The following is a 19,781-nucleotide window of genomic DNA, read 5'->3' as shown; positions in this document are numbered from 1 at the left end:
TTCCATGCAGTTTTCCGGAAAGTCCGTCATCATCACCGGCGCAGGAAAAGGTATCGGCCGCGCCTGTGCGCAGCTGATGGCCTTACGCGGTGCGGAAGTGGTGGCGATCAGCCGCACGCAGTCCGATCTCGACAGCCTGAAAAGCGAAATCGGTGGCCGTTCGATCCGCGTCGATCTTGCCGATGTTGCCGCCACCCGTGCCGCCATGGCGGAAGCTGGCCCGTGCGACTTCCTGATCAACAGTGCCGGCATCAATGTGCTGGAAAGCGTGCTCGACATGAGCGATGCGGGTTATGAAGCCGTTCTCGGCATCAACCTGCGCGCCGCGCTCGTCACCTGCCAGGAATTCGCCCGCGCTCGTGTCGCAAAGGGCGGCGGTGGCGCCATCGTCAACATCACCTCCATCGCCGGCCATCGCGGTTTTCAGGATCATCTTTGTTATGCGGCGTCGAAGGCCGGGCTTGAAGGTGCAACCCGTGTTCTCGCCAAGGAGCTTGGCGCGCACGGTATCCGCGTCAACGCCGTCGCGCCCACCATTACGTTGACTGAACTCGCCGCCGAAGCGTGGAATGATCCCCAGAAGAGCCAGCCGATGATGGTTCGTCATCCGCTCAACCGCTTTGCGGAAGCGGAAGAGGTGGCACAGAGCATCGCGCTGCTGCTATCTGACGACAGCAAGATGATTTCCGGCGCCGTATTGCCTGTTGATGGCGGTTTCCTCGCCGTTTGAGATGGGTCCAGCTGGTCTTAAATCGGATCGCTGAAATCCGCTAAAACGAATGCGTGGCGTGCAAGATGCACTGCCGCGCAACCTTCTCGTCATCGATGACGGTTACGTCGTCAATGCTCAGCAGGCTGGCCTGAACTCGACTGTTCAATTGTTGCCCCTTGAATGCCTTGCAACCAATTATTGCGCGTCATGGAAAATGTCTAATAGGCGCATGCGTTCCATTTGGCGGCGGAAGCGGAGTGGGGGCGGGGAGCGACCCCTATAAACGAACGCCCGGCACATGGCCGGGCGTTGATGAAGTGTGGTGGCAGGGGTTCAGTGACGATGTTCGGGCATGTCCTTCAACTGATCCTTCGTCCATGACGTAACCGCGTGGACATCACCGTCCTCATCCCGCATGAAATCGAGATCGCTGAGCGGCACGGCGACCGGCTTCGCGCCGATGCCAAGAAAGCCGCCGACATCGATGATCGCGGTGCTGCCGGCTCCAACACCATGGACATGGTCGACCTTGCCGACCTTGTGGTCGTCTGCGCCATAAACGGTTGCTCCTTCGAGCACCGAGGTGGTGAGTTCCGTTTCAACCAGGCGTACGTGATTGGTATGGTCCATTGTTCTTCCTCCTGTCTTGGGTTGCACAAGACAAACTCCCGCACTGCAAAACCGTTCCATCCAATATTGCAGTCGGCGGAGGCGGGTTATTTCTCATCGGTGCATTGTTGGGGTTGGCGAGGTAACGCTTCGGAAAAGGTTGCGGAATGGTCACACCTTTTCTTTGGAAGACAAGTTTTCGCTAAATTGCAACCGCTAAAGTTGTTGCGATGACGTGTCGGGATGTTATCTCTGCGTCAGGTTGAATCATCGAGGGGATGAGGGATGAAAAAGTTGGGTACGGTTTTGCTGATGGCTCTTTTGAGCGCCTGTGCAAAGCCATCTGACGGGCCGACCGCGGGCAATATCCGGTCTGCTACCTTCCCTCGAACCAACGAGAAAATCCCCGTCATCGAACTGGCCAATGCACCGGCGGCCACGGTCTCCGCCGGCAGCCTGCAAAGCGCATCCGGTCCCGGCCTCACCGCGCTTCGCAACACCGGTTACAACGCCCAGAGACTGCGGCGTGGCGACGTGATCGACATCACCGTGCTGGATACGGGTGAAGACGGTCTTTTCTCCCCGACGCAGAGCAAGACCCTCAATCTCGGCCGCTTTACCGTCGATCAAAGCGGTTCAGTCAATATTCCCTTCGTCGGCAAGCAGAGGGTTATTGATTCCACGCCCGAAGGGCTGCAATCCCAGGTCGTCGCCGGGCTCAAGGGCTCTGCCGTGAACCCGCAGGCCGTGGTCACCGTCGTCGACAAGCCGACGAGCGCCGTCATGCTCAGCGGTGCGGTGAAGACCCCCGGAAAAATCGTGCTCACCGCCCGTCAGGAGCGGGTGCTCGACGCGCTCAATCAGGCTGGCGGTCCGACTGTCGCTCCGGGCGCGGTCAACGTCACGGTCGTTCGCGGCTCGCAGAGAGCCAGCGCGCCGCTTGACCGCGTCATGCGGGAAGACCGTCAGAACATCCGCCTTTCACCGGATGATCAGATCATGATCGATGGCGATGCGGCAAGTTACACGGCGCTTGGCGCCTTCAAGAGCGCCGGTGAATTCCAGTTCGAGGCCGGAAAGCTGACCCTGGCGCAGGCTGTCGGCCGCGCCGGCGGTTTGCTGGATGACCGCGCCGATGCGCGCAATGTCTATGTATTCCGCAACGAGATCATTCAGGTTCCGTCTGCAACGGCAGCGGGCGCGAAAGGCCCGGTAGCGACGGCCACCAGCATGCGGCCGGTGATTTATCACGTCAACATGCGCGATGCTTCGAGCATTGCACTCATGCAGCTCTTCCAGATGCAGAAGGGCGACGTGCTTTATGCCAGCAATGCACCGCTGGTGGATTCCGCCAAGCTGCTGACCGTGTTCCAGAAGAGTGTGCCGACGGCGGCAGCCCCGCTTCCCGGCAGTGGCAACTGACACCCGTGCTACAGAAGCTGTAGCGCTTCCGTCGCCGTTTGCGGGCGTAGGGCAGGATCGTCATGACAACAGGCCTGCGCAAAATCTGCGAGGCGTTGCGGTAACTGCGCCTCATCCGTGGCGATCAGCCGCCGGGCGAGCCGTCCCACGGCATATACGTCGTGATCCGGCTTTGCGGGTGCGCCTTGCCTCTGTTCCGGTGACGCAAATTCAGGCGAGGCGGCAAAGTGCAGGCCCTGTTCCGCGTGTTTGTGGCCGATCCGCAGGGCGATGCCGAAATCACCCAGCCTCGCCGTTTCGAAGCTACCCTCCGCCAGCAGAATATTGGCTGGCGTGACATCGCAATGCACATATCCAAATGCATGCATGACACTCAACCCTTCCAGCACGCGGCGAAGGATCACGCTCGCCTGCGAGGCGGTAATCGGTTGTGTAGATACGATCAATGCCAGTGAGTGCGCGAACCATGGCTGTAACAGGCCCGGCCGGCCGTCTGGCAGCCGCAGAAACGCGGATGTTTCCGCAAGGCAGGGATGGCGCAGCGCGAGCCCGATCTCGGCCTCGTCCCTCAAGCGTTGCAGCAGAACGGCGTCGTCACGACTGCCTGGTGGAACGGTTTTCAGCGCGTGCAGCGAACCGAGATCGCGGTGGCGCAATTGCAGCAGAAGTGTCGTCTCGCTCTGGTAAGCTTTGCAATTTACGGCAAAGCTGTCCGCGATCCAGACCGGTTTTTCGCCGGAAACATCAGGTGTTTTTCGATCCAGCGCATTTCGGATCTGGTCGATCAGGTCTTTTTGCTCCTGATCGCTTCTTTCCCGCGTGCCATCATGGCGAATGCTCCGCCACAGGTCGGAAAAACGCGCTGCGACCTCCGGATAGGCAGGCTCATCAAGTGGATGTCTAGCCTTGCTCACGCCGGTTTCCAATCACGATGGTGCTGACATTCTCGCGGGCGTTTTCGATCAGCGCTTCCTGGACCAGGACATTGGCGCAATCCTTGACCGGGGTGTTGAAGACGATCTCGGCAATGGCGCGTTCTCGGAGGATTTGCACCAGCGGGTAGCTGCACAGCAGCAGCCTGTCCTGCAAACCCCACTCATCAAAGACGATGTCCGGTCGGAATTGCTGGGAAAGGCCGACACATTGCGAGAGCTGTTTTTTCATGCCGACAACGACGTGATCGCGCGACAGCTGGTGCATGGTGCCGTTTTTCAGGAGATAGGCGCGCGCATCACCGGACCACAGGACGCTCAGCCTGCGGGCGATGATCGAGGCTATGACGACGCTGGCCGTCGGCCTGCCATCCGCACCGGTCGCCTGGCGGGAAAGGAGCAGGCTGTTGACCGTGCCGAGCTTTCCCCTGATCTGCTGTGCCATCATCTCCGGGTTTTCGGCATCTGGCGTTTCGGCGAGAATATTCGTGGCGAGGCGCGCGGCCTCCGCGGCGCTATGCGTATCGCCCTGTCCATCCGCTATGGCGAAGAGGGAAGGCGTCTGGGAAACGAATAGCGCGTCCGCATTCAGGGAAAGCCGCGTTCCCGGATGTGTGGCATAGCTGTAGATGACAGATGACGGCTGCTCTGCTGGCGGTGCTGGCGCGGGTGCCACGGGCGGCATTTGCTGTTTTGTCTTCTCCTGTGCCCTTGATGGAGCCGGCGCTGACGCTGAACCGTCCTCGTCGCCTTTGCCTGTCATGTCGCTGAAGAGGCGCAGGAAATCGGACGCTTTCGGCTTGCCGTCGAATTTGAGGCCGCGCGCGCGGCGGCTGACGGGATCGATGTGCCACCAGAGGCTCGTCGGTGTGCGGCTGCGCACCATTTCCGGCGCGTCATCCTCTTCCCGCGGCTTCGGCAGACGCAGTTTCTTGATCGAGGCATTAAACCGGGACATGTCGAAATCGCCGGTCATCGATGTCTCGGCCAATGCCTCTACGGCCATGAACCAGGTGTCGTCGAGATAGAGTGTTCGCGGATGTCTACGGAAGCCGTTGAGCTGGGCGATAATGGCAAGCGGATATTTACGCCCCACCCGGTCGGCGCTCGGCACCAGCACGCCGGCATAGGCGGAGTTTCCCCATATGCCGCTTTCGACGATGAAGCGTATGGGCGGCGACGACGAGAATATTTCGGGCCATCGGCCTGCAAACATATCCGCACAGGCGTGCATGCCCGATCGCATCCAGTCGTCGAAGGTACCAATCAGTTCCCGCTCGAGCCCATCGGAGATGAAATCGCCATGGCTGGGGAGCTTGCCGAAGAAACCGATGCGATCGCTCTCTGCCGCTGTTTGCGTAAGCCTCGATGCCTGATCGGCCATCAGTTGCGATTGCCCAAGGTGTTTTTCGTGCTTGCCTTCATCATAATCCCCTCTTTTGAAACACCACCGCCTCGTTCCGTCACTAGAACTGCGCAGGGCAGGCGAAGCTGGCAATCGCATCCAGCTTGAATGGATTGAGAACCGAGCCGAACTGAATATCGAATTCGGCAGCCTGGCCGCCATTTTCAAACCGCACCCGCAACAGCTCGCCCGACTGGTTTTCGATATTCGCACCGTCAAACAGCCGGAAGGGCGACCAGTCGCCATTTTCGGTCTTCGCCTGCTGCCAGCCGCCCGGCTGGAAGGCGATGCGCGACAGGCTTGCCGTGTTTTCGCGCGAGGGCCAGGTGATCGATTTCGCCTGGATCGGGCCATGGTAATAAACCACCCGCTCGCCTTCGATTTCCAGCATCACCGCGCTGGAGGCATTGGTTAGCGAGACGGGTTTGACATTGATCGAAACCGTCGGCGTTTCGCTGCCATTCGGGAAAAAGGCGCGTGAAATCTTGTCGGCATTTTCGAACTGGGCGACGGCGCTGCTGGGAATGCCGGTAGCACCGAAGGTGCCCTTCCAGCTCCACGGGGTCGTCGTTTTGTCGACAAACGGTTCCATGCGCTGTTTGAAGAAGCTCTGGAAAACCCCCGCCGGCCCGAAGAGGCGCGTGAAATCCGCAATGGCGACATCGCGGGAGGAGGTCCGGTCGAAAGGATAACGACCGGTCACGACCGAGGAGCACAGGGAGGCTGAATCGGCCGTCCAGAGTTCTGCGATGCGGCTGCGTGCGGACTTGACCGCGAGCGAGCCGACATCCGCCGCCACGCCTGCGACCCAGACGTCGAGCGGTGCCGGCAATTCACGTGCCTGCTGCAATAGATCCTGATTGGCCTTGGTGAGCTGGCTGTCCACGTCGAACACCTTGGCGACCTCATCGGAGGTGGTGGCCGAGCGGGCGAGCTGTTCGTTCAGCATCTTGAAATTTGCGAGCAGCTGTTCTCTCGGTGAGCCTCCGGCCTTTCCGCCATTGGCCTGTTCGCTGGCCGCCGCCGCGCCTTTTGCCGCCAGCATGTCGCGCAATCTCGCATAGGGATCCGCCGCACTCACGGTGGCGGCAAGAACGGCCGCCGTTGCATCACTTTCGGTGGCGGTGGCGGTGGCGGAGGCGGTGGCGGAGGCGAGGCTGGTCGGATTTGCTCCCGCGCCGAGGCGCAGATCGGTTGCCTCCGCTATCGATTTGGCGGCTTCCGCAAGAATGTTGCGCTCATTGGCAAGGGCACGGGTCGTCTCCACCGCGTCCCCCAGGCTCTGGGATGGTTTGACACGTAGATCGGACAGCGTGTCGGCCCATATTTTCTCGAACCGGTCGAAATAGATCTGTAGCGCGGCCTGTGCCACCTGCTCGACAGTGGCACCCTTGATGGCATCGTCAGAACCGCGCACCCAGTCTTCGGAAAGCGCGACGCGGGCCGCATGCGCGACCTGCGGAATGACGACGCGGCGATACCCATCCGCGGTGAAGAGGCCCTCTATCCCCTCAGCCATCGGCGCTTTGCTGCGACGCTCGAAAGCACGCTCCCCCAGCGGGCCGAAAGCCGTGGCGGGTGTCCATTCCATCAATTCCCGCACTTGCGGAAGGCCGGCGAGAATATCATAGGCGCGTGTGCCGATCGCCTGATCGCGGATCGTTTCGCGGGCGGTGGCGATGAGCCGCGCATCGAGCTCGATCGGGGCGAGCACGCCGTCGGCGAGCGCCTTTGCGTGCTGGTCAAGCGCCTCTCTCGCTGCCGCCCGTCCGTCGCCGGGATAAAGGGATGCGAACATCTGATGTGTCTGCACGGTCAGGAAATCGCGATCCAACGCACCCATTCCGCCCAGCATCCCATAGAGTTTCAGAGAATTGAAGGTGCGGGTGACATCCTTTTCATCCTTCAGCTGCTTTTGTAGCTGTACGATCATGCGCGGCAGCAGAAGGGCGTTGAGCGCGCGCTGATAGGCGTCACGCTGCCGGCCGGCAATCTTGTCTTCCTGATCGAGACCGAAGCTGACATTCCACACGCGTTCGCGGGCAAAGCCGGAATTGACATCGCGCAGATTGTCGAGCGCGGGGAGGATGCGCAGGAAATCGGCATCCGCGACCTCGCGCACGGGAATTCCCTGAACGAGCTGCTCATAAGCGCCAAGTTTGCGATCCGCTTCGGCCAGCGCCTGCGTATTGGCGAAATAGGTGAAAATCCAGCCAGTGAAGACGATGGCGACCGCCGCGGCGGATACGGCATAAGCAATGCGCCGCACCAGCAATTGCCGCCGGGAAAGCCGCTTGTCACGCATCACCAGCGCGGCTTCGGGGAAGATGACGTCCTTGAACAGCCGCGACAGGAAATAGCTGCGGCGGATTCTGGGTGCTGCGGGAGATTTTTCCTTTTCCGGCTGCGTTCCCGACGCGAAATAAACGCCGCGCAGAAGCGGTGCCTCGATGAGAGGCGAACTTGCGCAAAGTTCGGCCAGGGCCTCATGGAGCCGGTCTTTCAGCCGCGCGAGTTCGGCCGGGAAACGGAAGATGCGTCCGCGTATCTCCGCATTCTGCTCCTGCTGCAGGCGCTCGATCAGCATGGCATCAACCCGCTGCTGCAGCAGTTCGAATTCTTCCGTCAGACGCTGCGGCAGGTTTTCGGCGGAGTAGCTCTCATCCAGCTTGAAGGTCGTGCCCCACACCTGCTGTCGGTCGGTCTTGTTGAAACCATCGAAGAATTCCACGAAACCATGCAGCAGGTCGGCTTTCGTCAGGACGATATAGACCGGAACGCGGGCATGCAGATATTCGTCAAGTTCCGAAAGACGCTGGCGGATGGAGCGCAGTTCCTGCCGCTGTTCTTCGGGATCGCGGTTGAGCAGATCGGGAATGGACAGGGTGACCAATGCGCCGTTGATCGGCTGCGAACGGCGATACCGCCTCAAAAGGCCAAGAAAACCTTCCCATCCAGCTTTCGAGGAGCCGTCGAGATCGTCCTGCGTGGTATAGCGGCCGGCGGTGTCGATCAGGATCGCCTCGTCGGCGAACCACCAGTTGCAGTTACGCGTACCGCCGATGCCCTTCAGCGCATTTTCGCCGAGCGCATCGCCAAGCGGAAATTGCAGGCCGGAATTGGTGAGCGCCGTCGTCTTGCCGGAGCCGGGTGCGCCGAAGATCACGTACCAGGGCAGGTCGTAAATGTAACCGAAGCGCTTTTTTGTAACCCGCCGCAGGAGCGCGAGCGCCTCTTTCAGGCGGGTCTGAATTTCGCCGATTTCCGCCTGCCGATTGGCCAGCGCCTCACGCTCGATACTGTCGACGAGTTCCTTGTCCTGTTTACGGCCGCGGTAGATCGTGACGATGATGTAGACCAGCCAGACGGCGACGATGATGCCGATGGCGATGAGCCGCGCCTGCACCGTTCCAAGCGGTTTGAAATCGCCGAGCGCGATCAGATAGCCGTAGAACCAGATGACGACGCAGAGCGCGATCACCCATAAAAGCGAGAGGAAACGCCGGCCGACGAGGGCCGCATAGCTCTCGACATAGGAACGGATCGTATAAAAATAGCTCAATGGATTCATGGCTGCGCCTCTCCCGGCTGCTGTCCCGAACTGTTCTCTATGGTCGGCGAGAGAATGCCGGCGTCGCTCAGTTTTTCATCGGGATTGGTCAGGACCATGATTTCTGTTCTGCGGTTTATCTGGCGGCCTTCTTCCGTTTTGTTATCGGCGATCGGGTCGCTGTCGGCCCGGCCTTCGGTCAGGATCGCGTCAGGGCCGGTGAATTGCGAAAGAATGTCTCCGACCGCCTTGGCGCGCGCTTCGGAAAGGTGCCAGTTCGAGGGAAACTCCACCGTTTTGATCGGCACGGTGTCCGTATAGCCGATGACGACGGCGCGGAATTTTTCAGCCGCAAGCGCACCGCCGATGCGCTGGATGAGATCGCGGAATTGCGGGCTGACATCGGCGCTGCCTGTCGTGAACAGGCCCGAATTGTTGATGCGAACCCGCAGCCGTCCGTTCACATCCGCAAGGGTCACAAGCTTCTTGTCGACTTCCGGCTGCAGGAAGGCCATCAGCTTTTCAAGCCGGGAAGGTTGTCTCGGCTCCACCGTCTTCGGGGGCTCGACAACCCTGGGAATTTCGACTTGCGCCGGTGGCTGGGGCGGCGGGGTTGCTATCAGCACGCTCGGCGTCTCGTTCGGCGGCAGATGGGCAAGCCTTTCGAAAGTGACATCGGATGCGGTGTTGAGCGATAGCGTGAAGAAGAGATAACCAAGTGCGAAGGCGAGTGCCATCAACGACAGCAGGGTCCAGAGCGCGGTCATCGTGCGCAAGGGCGTATGCCGGGCATCGACGCCTTTCCAATGTGGAGAAAGCTCCCGCTCGAAGGCGCCATATTGGCCGATCAGCGTCTTGTAGAGGCTATCGCGGATGCGTGAAAGCTCCAGTGCCCCTTTCGATGAAACGCGGGTGCGCCCTTCAAAAGCCAGCGACAGGCACAGATAGATCAGCAGCAGCAGATCCTTGTTGGCGCCGGGCGACTGGTGGAAATGGTCGAGAATATCGAAAACCCGGTCGCCACCGGTGACATCATTGTGGAAGGTGGAAACGAGGCCGGAGCGCGCCCAGCCTGCACGCACACCCCAGGGCTTGCTGAGAACGACATCATCCACCGTTGCGCAGACGACGTAATGCGCCGCTCTTGCCCGCTCGGGGCTGATGCGGGCGGAAGCGAGATCGCGCTCGTAACGGGTGATCGCCTCAACGCAGGCGCGGCGAAGCTGGTCGGGTTCTGGCTCGGCATCGCTGAAACGCAGCAGATGTGCGAGGTTGAGAAGGGGAGCCGCCGATTGAACAAGTGTCGGCACCTCCTCTCCGCCGAAGTGGAAACCGGTCAGCAATTGCTCGACCGGCAGGGTGGCCACTTTCCCCCTGGCGGGGCGGGCCTGCTCGTCGGTCTCGACGATGTCTTCGAGGATCGCCGCCATGTTGCGGGCGTTCTGGTTGCGCCGGCGGCTTTCCTCGGTGATCTCGACAACCGTCGGTAAATCCTGCCAGGAAGAGGGGTTTTCCGTGCTCATTCGCGTAACGCCCACATTTCCATTTCAAGCCCGGGGAACTCGCCCGCCAGATGCAGGGCAATGGCACCTGAGGTATCAAGCTGTTTCCAGAGTGGCGACTGCGTGTCGATCTCGAAATAAACGGTGCCGGATCGATAGGGCAATTGCCGCGGCAGGACCGGCAGGGACCGCACGGGAATGCCCGGCAGCGCCACATTGACCAGTTCGGAAATCCGTTCCACCGGTCCGACCTTGATCTGTGCCGGCAGGCGGCGGCGAATATCCTCGGCGGCCATATCCGCCCGCACGGCCAGCACGAAACCGGCATCGCGCAGAAGCGTGCGGTCGTGGATGGTGCCGACGCGGACGCCATGGCGGCGTTCCACCAGTTCGATTGCCACGGCTGCCTGTTCCAGAACCGCTGACAGCGAGGTGCGCAGATCATCAAAAACAGCACCGAAGGTGGCCTTCAGATCTTCGTGTCGATAGGGCGGGAAATCCGTTGCCCGCTTCCTGTCCGTGGTGAAGGTGGCAAGCTCTCCGGCAAGCTGGATGCAGTCTTCATAAAAGCGGATGGGGTGAAAACGTGTGGCGTTGGCACCGCGGTGCGCGAGCAGCGGATCGGCCCGGTTGAGAATCTGCAGCAGGAAATAATCGCCCACTTCCGCCGTTCCCCGGATCGTCGGATCGCCGATGCGTTCGGCAATCGCCTGGGCGCGGTGGCGGACGATCCCCAGAAGCTCCGTCAGCAATTCGTAGAGGCGGGGCGCGGCTGCACAGCTGAGGCTTGGAGGAATGAAATCCGGATCAAGAATGACCGCACGGTCGGAGCGGACTTCGATCACCCGCGCCAGCCCGATGAGATCGTAACCGGAAAGATCGTCACCGGTTTTGAGGAATTTCAGGCTGAGACGGCCGACATCGATCGGGGCCACGAAATCCGTCTCGATATTGGTGTCAGTGACTTCATAGCTCGAGGCGGTGAAGCGCACATTGTTCGTGTCATTGCGGCCGCTGGCGGACATATCCGCCTTGCCCGGCTGCCGGGCCGGCAGGGCAAGATAGATGATGGCGTTCTTGACGCTTTCATCGAGATCGAGCGGCGGAGGCAGGTCGGAATCCTCAGGGGCCTCGAAGGGCGTTCCATCGGGAAGCACACCGCGCAGGTTCGACAGCGCGAATTGTCCTATCGACAATGCGCTGCGGTCGACCCCGATCTCGGCGATGCCCCAGGGGTAGGGTGAAAGGTTGCGCGTGGTGTTGCGCACCAGGCGTTCGGTCCAGCGGTCGGATTGCTGAAAATGCTGAACGCGAAGAAACATGCCTTCGCTCCAGGCAACACGGTTCTCATGTCTCATCGTGGTTGTTTACCCCCTTGGCATCGGCCGTGGCCGCGTCAGTCTCCCGTGCGGGCGCGGCTTCACCACGCGCCGCCCGCTGGAGGAACTGCCTGACCGGCAATGGACGGCCGTTTTCTTCGAATTGTTTTTTGTAAGCCGACCAGTAGTCGGTCTTCATGACCAGCCCCCGCCAGTCCCTGCGCCCGATCTTCGCGCGAAAATCGTTGCCGGCATCGACAGCGGCCTCAAGAAGCCGGGGCTCGAGTTTCTGCGTGCAGCTGTGCATCAGGGTTTCGAGCGCGGCGGCAAGACGCCGTTGCTGGCCAATGAGCGTTCCCATCCGCTCGCTGAGGGATGGTACCGGGCCTTGGCCGGCATGATCGCTCTCTATGTCGAGAATGGCCATGCAATCGGCACTTTCCCTTTCCAATGCCGTCAGAAGATCGCCGATTTCCTGTACGGTAGCCGTGTTCGCGGGCAATCTGTCCTGCCGGCTCGGGTCTTCGTCCGCATCCGGGAAAACGCTGTCGAAATCCCCGACATGCGGAGCCGAGACCGGACGTGAGATCATGACCGGCGTGTTCAGCGCATCGGTGTGCTCGTGTTCACTGCTTGCAGCAGGCTCTGCATCCCAGTCATCAGGCAGAACAGTGCCGATTCCCTGTGCCGAGGGCGGTTCGTTCCAGCCGATCTCGACGTTGCGCGAAATGGACTTCGCCTTGCGGCCCGGGCCCTCGCGCCGTGTTTCCGGCCAGTCATCGGCGGTGGCGGTGTTGCCCAGCAGGCCGCCGGCCGAACGGCCGTTCGGGGCGATATCGGCAAGGATCGCCGAAATGGTCAGCGGCTCGTCACTCATCTTCAACGAGGCGTCGGGATCGGAAAAATCAAGCTCCGCATTGCCGCTGATGGCGACCTCGAAAATCTGTCCGCCGATATTGATCTGCGAACCGTCCCGAAGACGCGCGCTTTCGCCCTCAAGCAACAGGTGGCCATCGACCAGCGTGCCATTTGCGCTCTGGTCAAGGATGATGAAACCTTCGCCATCGCGGCTCAGCGTGCAATGCAGCTTGGAAACGCGCCGCTCGTTGTCATCGATCTGCCAGTCGCAATCACGAGACCGACCAATTGCGCGGCGGCCCCGCTCGAAGCTCCACTGGCCGGCTTTTCCCGCCCCGATGTTCCGTGTGTCCTTGAGTGCAAGCTTCATGTCCTGGCCCTCACACGGAAATCGCCGAGCCTTCCCGCTCGGTCACTACAGCGTCGGCGCTGTCTTTTTCTGCGGGTGCCACGCGAGCCCAGCTGTTCCAGCCGAGACGGGCGGGCGCGTCGGACTGGCCGAGGCGGCAAAAGGGAATGTCCTCCTTTTTCAGGATCACCTGCACATCGAAATGCAGCGCGCTGCCAACGAACAGACGCGTCAGCGCGAATATTTCCGCAAGTCGTTTCGATCCGGGCGTCAAGGCCAGATAATCGGCATAGCCGACGGGGCCGATCACGACCCGGAAGCCGCCGCTCATATCTTCGACAGCGCTTCCTGCCGTCGTGTTCTGCCCCAGCCTCAGTCCGGAGGCTTGCCCGAGTTGGCTTTGTTCGTGAAGCGGCAAAGCCACCCAGCGCCGCCGAAACTGTTCGACCGTAACCGGAAGCGCGGTAAACTCGCACAACATGGAGGTGAGCGCGCTGACATTGCGGTTGCGGCTGGCCAACAGCCCGCTGAAACGCAGAAGCGTGTCTTCGGCAACGCCGGCCTTCTGCACCAGTCCCGTCGTCCTGAACCCCGTCAGCGCCAGCAGGGTTTTGCGAAAGCCATTGTCCTGTTCCCTGGCCGACCAGCGCAGGCCTCTTGCGAGGCGATATTTCTCCGTTGCGGAGACGAAAAGCTCGCTGAACCTTGCCGCGAACAGATTAAAGAAGCTTGCGAGCGGCCCGGAACGATTGCGTTCTTCCCGTTGCAGCAATTCGCCATAGGCCGGCGGCAGCGAGCCAAGCGGCCCGACGATCGGGGCGAAGGCGGATTTCAGTTCGGCATGGCCGCGCTTGTGATTAAAACCGCTGACCGCGAGCGGCGTTGGCTGTGTGCCGCCATGCGCACCGATGACGACCCCGTCATCTGCCGCGACGAATTGGGCGACGCGAAAAGCGGTGGCAGGTTCAAAACGGCCGGGATCGTCGCTGAGAAGCGCGGCCTGCCGGTCTTTCATGGTTGGCATTTGCTGGTCCATCCCGATCTCCTAGAGCAACGGCCGGTCAGCGGCGCGGGCCGGCCAGCGGGCAATTGGTTTGGAATGGCCACGCATCGTCGCCGTCAGCCGCGTGAAGCTGTTGATCGAGGTGTAAAGCCCGAAGAAATGGTTGAGGACGCCGGCGAATACAAATGCCGCAGGCCGTGCTATCAGCGCGGGATCGAACTCCACGGTTATGTCGGTGCCGGGTACCATCGTTGCGCCGATGCGGGCGTGGGAATTCTGCGCTTCGACCTTGCTGATCGCCTCCACGAGCTGCCGGGTTTCCGGGCTGTCCCGGAAGGAATAAAGCGACAGAATATCCTTCAGCGGTGCGCCGCCGCTATCGGTGAGGGAAAGATGGTTGAGCAGAAGATGCGATATCAGCCGCCACTCGCGCGCCGAGCGTTCGTTGACGCGGATCGCCGCCGTCGGCGGCATCAGCGCATGGACCGATTTCACCGCTTCATTGCCGGTCGAAAGCTGCAGGAAGGGATGCCCGCCGCCAAACGGAAGCTGGCTCGGCAGCTCGCGGTTGATACAGAGCGTGTCGATGCTCGCCACCACGTCAAGCGGCCCCAGCGGTCCGCGCTTTTCGTCCACGAAGGCGATGTCGGTATCGGATGAGCCGTCGTCGTCGAAGCGCCGCTGGATCTGCCAGAACACATTCGCACCATTGTTGCGCTGGGTGCGGCCGAAGAAGGGAGAGGTTTTCTCGCTCTGCCCGGAACGGCTGGTCAGCTGGACGTTTTCGACCGCGTATATCTCACGGGTCCGCTGCCGCCGTGCATCCGGCAGCAGGCGGTATTCGGTCCGGGTTCCATCCAGGCTGAGCGGTTCGCAGCTTTGCTTGAAGAGGTTGATGATCGGAGAGGCGTTCAGCACGAAATCCTTGACCGACACCATGCGCTCAAGCTGCGCATCGGCGGCATCCAGGTAGATATAAAGCTCGCAATCACCGCCGCTCCATCTGTGCAGCCCGTCAATATCGAGAAAGAGAAACTTCTGTGGCAGCGCGAAGAATTCGGTGAGAAGCCGGTATCCGTCAAAGCTGTTGGCCGGATAGGGCAGCATGGCCTGATCGCGGGTGAAGCCGGAAGGCCTGAGATTGCCGGCCGGCAGGAAGATGGCTTCCTTGTCCTCGGAATGACGGGCAAGCGCCATGCCGACGCAATGGTTGGTCAAAAGCTCGTAAAGTGCTGTCGCCTGCTGCCATGCGGCGGACAGGAATATCTGGAGTTTCGTCAGTCCCATTTCCGGGAATGTGCCGCCGCGCGGTGCCGTGCTGCGCAACGAAAGCCGCAGGCAGCTGGCCGTGCCGGCAAAGGATGCCGAAAAAGGCGCATCGATCGGCTGGCCGGCAAGCGTCGCTGCTGCGATCTGCAGTGGCGCGATCTCCACCTCCTGCGTGGTGCGGAAACGGCAGCTTTCGCCGCCCACCGGTTCGGCGAGGATTTCGCTGTGACGGGCAAGCGTCTGGACGGTCGCCAGAGCCGGGCTCGGAGCGAATTGCACGACGCTCATGGACGGGATCGGCGCAAGATAATGCGGATAGAGCGTTTCCAGCAGGCTGTCCGACAGTTCCGGAAATTCGTCATCCAGTTTCTGGCGCACGCGGGCGGCGGAATAGGCAAAGCTCTGGATCAGCCGCTCGACATGCGGATCGTCGGCGACATCGCCGGTCATGCGCAGCCTGCCGGCGATCTTCGGAAACGCCGCCGCAAAGCGGGATGCGCGTTTTCGCAGCGCGAAAAGCTCGTCATTGTATTTTTCGAGGAAGCCGTCAGCCATTCGTCGCCTCCACCAGGAAACGTTGCGTGGACGGATCGATCCGGGATTCAAAGCTGATCGGCGGCATGCCTTCCTGAAGACGGAAGCTTGCCTGTATGCGCATGCGAAGCGCCCGGTCGCCATCCGTGCGGTTCTTCAGGATGGTCACATGCACATCGGCAAGGCGGGTTTCGAACAGGGAAATCCGCCGCTCGATGCTGCGTGCGAGCTGCGCCTTGGAGGCATCCGTCACGAGATTGGCCGAAAGAATGCCGTCCACGCCATAGCTCACCAGCGCATCTGCCAATTCCTTCAACGCGGCCGGCGGGCCGGCGGGGTTACGGCGGGTATTGAGCAATGCCTCGAGATCGCGGCGGATCACCTCGCGCATCTCGCTGGCCTGATCCTTCAGGCTGACAAGCGTGTCCGTTTCCGCATCCGGTGCGTCATCGAGCAGCCGGTCCAGAACGGAGCGCGACAGCGTCCTTTGCCGTGCGCGATATTGCTCGAGCGGATCAACCACGGGCGACCTGCCTCTCTTCGTCGGAGAGCGCGGAAAGCGCGCCGATCTCGTGGAAAGGCACCACATCGTCGCCAATCAGCAGGCAGCGTTGGCCGAAGCCGGTCGCCAGCGGCTGGTCGCCTCCGCTCCAGCGGGTTTCCCGGCCGAGAAGGAGTCCGACATCATCTCCCGGGCCGTGATAGATCGCCGGAAGCAGCACGGATGCGACCGCGCCGTCACGCAGCGTCAGTTCGGCACCACGAAAAGCGAGATCGCGCGGGCGGCTCATGGGGTCGATGCTGAGACTCTCGATGCGCCCGTAATCGATCCAGAGGTAGCGGCCGCCATTGGTCAGGACCTCCAGCGCATGCGGAATCCTGTCGTCCAGATCGCGGATGTCACCGGCGCTCCTGCCATCGTGGCCGATCGGCACATTGCCGCGTTTTTCGTCGAGTTCAGCCAGTGCGGTTCTGGCGGTATCCGCGTCGCCGCTGCGAGCGGCAATATTCGCGCGGATGGCCAGCTGGTCGAGCTCGGAGGGGCCGCCGGGGAAATCCGGCACCGCACCGTTCTCGAACCACGCATTGCGTGCGGCCATGGCGCGCAGCTGGTGGCGAAAGAGGGAAAAGCCGACGCTGTCCTGCGGCGAAAATGTTGCGGCCAGATTGCACTGTGCATCGGCCTTTTCATAGTCGCCGGCAAGCACCAGCAGGTCGATGTAGAAATGGCGGCCATCCTTGTCGGTCGGCCTGGCTTTCACATGGTCCCGCGCGAGCTCTATTGCGTCTTGCAGCTGGTTGTCATCAAGGAGGCGGGAAATATCGTCGCGCAGCGTCATGCGGATATCCTTTGCGGCTCGGCGGAAGACCGGGATGCGGCAGTGGCCGGTATCATGGTTTCGGCAATGAGGTGGAAGCTCGTGGAGACGTCATCGAGCTGGAAATGCGGCTGGAGGCGCACGGTGCAGGAGAATGTTCCGGGCTTGCCGGGAACCTCGAAGACATTGATCCCGGCAGAGCGCAGCGGATAGCGCGTGCGCAACGACGCTTCCGCATCGTCATTGCCGAGCGTGTAGGAGGATAGCCAGCTTTCCAGTTTGCGCTCGATCGTCGAGGCGTCGCTCAGCTGGCCGATGTCATCACGCATGATGACTTTGAGATAATGCGAGAACCGGGAAGCGCACAGCACATATTGCAGCATGGCGGCAAGGCGGGCGTTCTGCCTCGCCGCTTCGGTTGAATAATGGCCGGGCGCATGCAGGGACTGGTTGGCGTTGAAGATCGCCATGCCGGAAAGATAGGTGGTGGAGACGGGCACGATGCCGAGATCGGAAAACTGCTGTTCCTGTCCCGTCGTCAGTTGTACCTCGACGGGCGGCTGGGCGGAAAGGCCGTTGCTCTCGATGCCAAGATCGAACGGCGGCAATTGCCGGGGCGAGAGCATGCCGCCATCCACGGCGTCCTGTGTCACACCGCGCAGATCCGCAAACCAGCCGGAATCGACGAAGTTGCGCACGACCACCGTTGCAAAGGCGAAGGCGGCGTTGCCCCAAAGGAGTGTATCGCCACTTTCGGCCACATGTTCGCGGAACGGAAATCCATCATCCCGTTCACGCGCATAGGGCCTGTAGGGAGAGCGCAGCAAAACACGCGGCGCGACAAGGCCGACGAAGCGGGAATCATCGCGCGCGCGAAGCGCATTCCAGCGAAGCCGCGATTTATCCTGCTTCAGCGAGGAAAAGTCGTGAACCCGGCTGAGTTCGGAAAAATCCTGCAGGCCGACGGCGGAAGGTGCCGCCGCCGCCACGAAAGGGCAGAAGGCCGCAGCGGCCACCATCCCGATCTGCGACAGCGTGGTGATGGAATCTGCACCCTGAAGATCATCGGGAGAAAAGGCGTAGTCACCGATCATCAGTCCCACCGGTTCGCCGCCGGGCATGCCGAATTCGCGGTTATAGACGACTTCGAAAAGATGGCTCTGGTCGAAGTCGGTGGCGCGCTCCGTGTTCCGGGCAAGGTCACGCCAGCTGGCGTTCAGCAGTTTCACCTTCACGTCGGTGCTGCGGCCCGCCTCGCGCACGACCATGGCAAGCCCGCGCCATCTCGCCTCCATCGCCTGAAAATCAGGGTGATGGAGAATGGCGTTCACCTGACCGGTCAGCGCATCGTCGATGAGGGCGATGAGCTGGTCGGCGAAAATGCGGGCGTCCGGAAAGGACAGATGCGCCATGAGCGGGCTCCGGGTGATGAACGGGGCCGGGGTGGCGGACCACCCCGGTCCGGGCTCAGTTCTTGGACGGAATACGGGCGACCATGCGCAGCGAGGTCGTCAGTTCTTCCATCTGCAACCAGGGCCGCATCCATGCGACCGCATTATAGGCGCCGGGTTTGCCGGGCACTTCCTGCACGGTCACCTTGGCATCGCGCAGCGGATATTTCGCCCGGCTTTCTTCGCCCGCCTCGTCATTGGCGTTGACGTAGTTGGCGATCCAGCGGTTGAGCCAGACTTCGCAATCGGACGCTTCCATGAAGGAGCCGATCTTGTCGCGGCCCATGACCTTGAGATAATGCGCGAAGCGCGAGGTGGCCATGATGTAGGGCAGGCGGGCCGAGACGGCGGCGTTGGCCGTGGCTTCCGGTTTGTCGTAAAGCTTCGGCTTGTGCGCGGTCTGGGCACCGAAGAACACCGCATAATCCGTGTTCTTGTAGTGGCAGAGCGGCAGGAAGCCGAGCTTGCCGAGTTCCGCATCGCGGCGGTCGGTAATGCCGACTTCGGTCGGGCATTTCAGGTCGAGATCGCCGTCGTCGCTGGAGAAGACATGCATGGGCAGGTTTTCAACCCGGCCGCCATTTTCCGCGCCACGGATCGCCGTGCACCAGCCGCTCTTTACAAAAGCGTCGGTCAGCTTGGTGCCCATGACATAGGCGGCGTTCATCCAGCAATATTCGTCATGCTGCAGGTCGCCATTCACCGCACCCCTGGTTTCGTCATAGGCGAAATCATCGATGGGGTTCGTCTTCGGACCATAGGGCATGCGGGCCAGTACACGCGGCAAGGCGAGCGTGACGAAACGGGAATCGTCGCTTTCGCGGAAGCTGCGCCACTTGGCATATTCCACCGTGTCGAAAATCTTCTCCAGATCGCGCGGACGGGCGAGATCGCGATAATCCTCGAAGCCGAACATGTGCGGGCTGGCAGCGGAGATGAATGGTGCGAAAGCCGCCGCCGCAATCGACGAGACGCCCTGCAGCAGCTGCACGTCATCGAAGGAATTGTCGAATTCATAGTCACCGATGATGGCGCCGAGCGGCTCGCCGCCGGGGGTGCCGAATTCGTCTTCGTAGATCGCCTTGAAGAGGCGGGACTGGTCGAATTCGACGGCCTTTTCCAGATCGCGAGCCAGTTCCCGCTTGCCGGCATTCATCACACGGATCTTGAGGTTGACGCTCGTCTCGGAATTCTTGACGAGATAGTTCAGCCCGCGCCAGGTGCCTTCCAGCTTGGCGAATTCCGGCGCCTGCATGATGGCGGCGAGCTGTTCGGAAATGGTCCGGTCCAGCTCGGCAATCGCATGGTTGAGGGTGACGGTGAGGTTGCGGTCATATTTGACCGTTCCCTTCAGCGCCTGATCGGTCAGCGTGCGCAGGAGGTTCTGCGCGCGGTCCGGTTCGGTCTGGCGGGTTGCGGAAACCACCTTGGACAGCAGTCCCTGGTCTTCGGCGGTCGTTGCCTGTGCTTCGCTTTTCATCAGGCTTTCAGCGCTCATGTTTCAGTCCTTCCACATGCGGCTTTGAAAATGCCGCTTGAACAGTTGA

The 19,781-nt window shown here is 61.3% G+C and carries 15 protein-coding genes; 2 read left to right on the top strand and 13 right to left on the bottom strand.

The window, feature by feature from the left end; all coding sequences use genetic code 11:
- Positions 1-4: 4 nt before the first annotated feature.
- Positions 5-730, top strand: coding sequence for an SDR family oxidoreductase (locus O8B93_RS05690; protein WP_269708857.1), 726 nt, complete (start codon positions 5-7; stop codon positions 728-730).
- Between the two features lie 315 nt (positions 731-1,045).
- Here the strand turns inward: O8B93_RS05690 and O8B93_RS05685 are convergent, their stop codons facing one another.
- Positions 1,046-1,342, bottom strand: a complete 297-nt coding sequence (locus O8B93_RS05685; RefSeq protein ID WP_269708855.1) for a PRC-barrel domain-containing protein — start codon at positions 1,340-1,342, stop codon at positions 1,046-1,048.
- Between the two features lie 264 nt (positions 1,343-1,606).
- On the opposite strand from O8B93_RS05685, the gene O8B93_RS05680 reads away from it, so the two are divergent.
- Positions 1,607-2,743, top strand: coding sequence for a polysaccharide biosynthesis/export family protein (locus O8B93_RS05680; RefSeq protein ID WP_269708853.1), 1,137 nt, complete (start codon positions 1,607-1,609; stop codon positions 2,741-2,743).
- An 8-nt stretch (positions 2,744-2,751) separates the two neighbouring features.
- Here the strand turns inward: O8B93_RS05680 and O8B93_RS05675 are convergent, their stop codons facing one another.
- The 12 genes from O8B93_RS05675 to tssC (O8B93_RS05620) form a co-directional block, all read right to left on the bottom strand.
- On the bottom strand, positions 2,752-3,657 hold the full coding sequence (locus O8B93_RS05675; RefSeq protein ID WP_269708851.1) for a protein kinase domain-containing protein: 906 nt from the start codon (positions 3,655-3,657) through the stop codon (positions 2,752-2,754).
- A complete protein-coding gene (tagF, locus tag O8B93_RS05670) occupies positions 3,644-5,059 on the bottom strand; it encodes a type VI secretion system-associated protein TagF (RefSeq protein ID WP_269708849.1) in 1,416 nt (471 codons plus the stop codon). Before tagF ends, O8B93_RS05675 begins: the two co-directional genes overlap by 14 nt.
- A gap of 82 nt (positions 5,060-5,141) precedes the next feature.
- On the bottom strand, positions 5,142-8,651 hold the full coding sequence (gene tssM, locus O8B93_RS05665) for a type VI secretion system membrane subunit TssM (protein ID WP_269708847.1): 3,510 nt from the start codon (positions 8,649-8,651) through the stop codon (positions 5,142-5,144).
- Positions 8,648-10,153: a type VI secretion system protein TssL, long form gene (tssL, locus tag O8B93_RS05660; RefSeq protein WP_269708846.1), complete on the bottom strand. Its 1,506-nt coding sequence runs from the start codon at positions 10,151-10,153 to the stop codon at positions 8,648-8,650. Before tssL ends, tssM begins: the two co-directional genes overlap by 4 nt.
- Entirely contained in the window at positions 10,150-11,490 is a 1,341-nt protein-coding gene (tssK, locus tag O8B93_RS05655) for a type VI secretion system baseplate subunit TssK (protein ID WP_269708845.1), read from the bottom strand. Before tssK ends, tssL begins: the two co-directional genes overlap by 4 nt.
- Positions 11,480-12,679: a type VI secretion system-associated FHA domain protein gene (locus tag O8B93_RS05650; RefSeq protein ID WP_269708844.1), complete on the bottom strand. Its 1,200-nt coding sequence runs from the start codon at positions 12,677-12,679 to the stop codon at positions 11,480-11,482. The genes tssK and O8B93_RS05650 overlap by 11 nt, the downstream gene beginning before the upstream one ends.
- Positions 12,680-12,689: 10 nt before the next feature.
- Positions 12,690-13,694, bottom strand: coding sequence for a type VI secretion system baseplate subunit TssG (gene tssG / locus O8B93_RS05645; protein ID WP_269708843.1), 1,005 nt, complete (start codon positions 13,692-13,694; stop codon positions 12,690-12,692).
- Between the two features lie 9 nt (positions 13,695-13,703).
- On the bottom strand, positions 13,704-15,485 hold the full coding sequence (tssF, locus tag O8B93_RS05640) for a type VI secretion system baseplate subunit TssF (RefSeq protein WP_269708842.1): 1,782 nt from the start codon (positions 15,483-15,485) through the stop codon (positions 13,704-13,706).
- Positions 15,478-15,987: a type VI secretion system baseplate subunit TssE gene (gene tssE, locus O8B93_RS05635; RefSeq protein WP_269708841.1), complete on the bottom strand. Its 510-nt coding sequence runs from the start codon at positions 15,985-15,987 to the stop codon at positions 15,478-15,480. The genes tssF and tssE overlap by 8 nt, the downstream gene beginning before the upstream one ends.
- Positions 15,980-16,804, bottom strand: a complete 825-nt coding sequence (locus O8B93_RS05630) for a type VI secretion system accessory protein TagJ (RefSeq protein ID WP_269708839.1) — start codon at positions 16,802-16,804, stop codon at positions 15,980-15,982. Before O8B93_RS05630 ends, tssE begins: the two co-directional genes overlap by 8 nt.
- Positions 16,801-18,195 carry a type VI secretion system contractile sheath large subunit gene (gene tssC / locus O8B93_RS05625; protein ID WP_269708838.1) on the bottom strand — a complete coding sequence of 465 codons (1,395 nt, stop codon included), beginning with the start codon at positions 18,193-18,195 and terminating at the stop codon, positions 16,801-16,803. Before tssC (O8B93_RS05625) ends, O8B93_RS05630 begins: the two co-directional genes overlap by 4 nt.
- Positions 18,196-18,250: 55 nt before the next feature.
- Positions 18,251-19,732, bottom strand: coding sequence for a type VI secretion system contractile sheath large subunit (gene tssC, locus O8B93_RS05620; RefSeq protein ID WP_269708837.1), 1,482 nt, complete (start codon positions 19,730-19,732; stop codon positions 18,251-18,253).
- Positions 19,733-19,781: the final 49 nt, after the last annotated feature.

This window comes from Martinezella rhizogenes, from assembly GCF_027460065.1.
GTDB classification, from domain to species: domain Bacteria; phylum Pseudomonadota; class Alphaproteobacteria; order Rhizobiales; family Rhizobiaceae; genus Agrobacterium; species Agrobacterium rhizogenes_C.
Note: the sequence above shows the minus strand (reverse complement) of the source record. Positions and strands in the feature narration are given on the sequence as shown.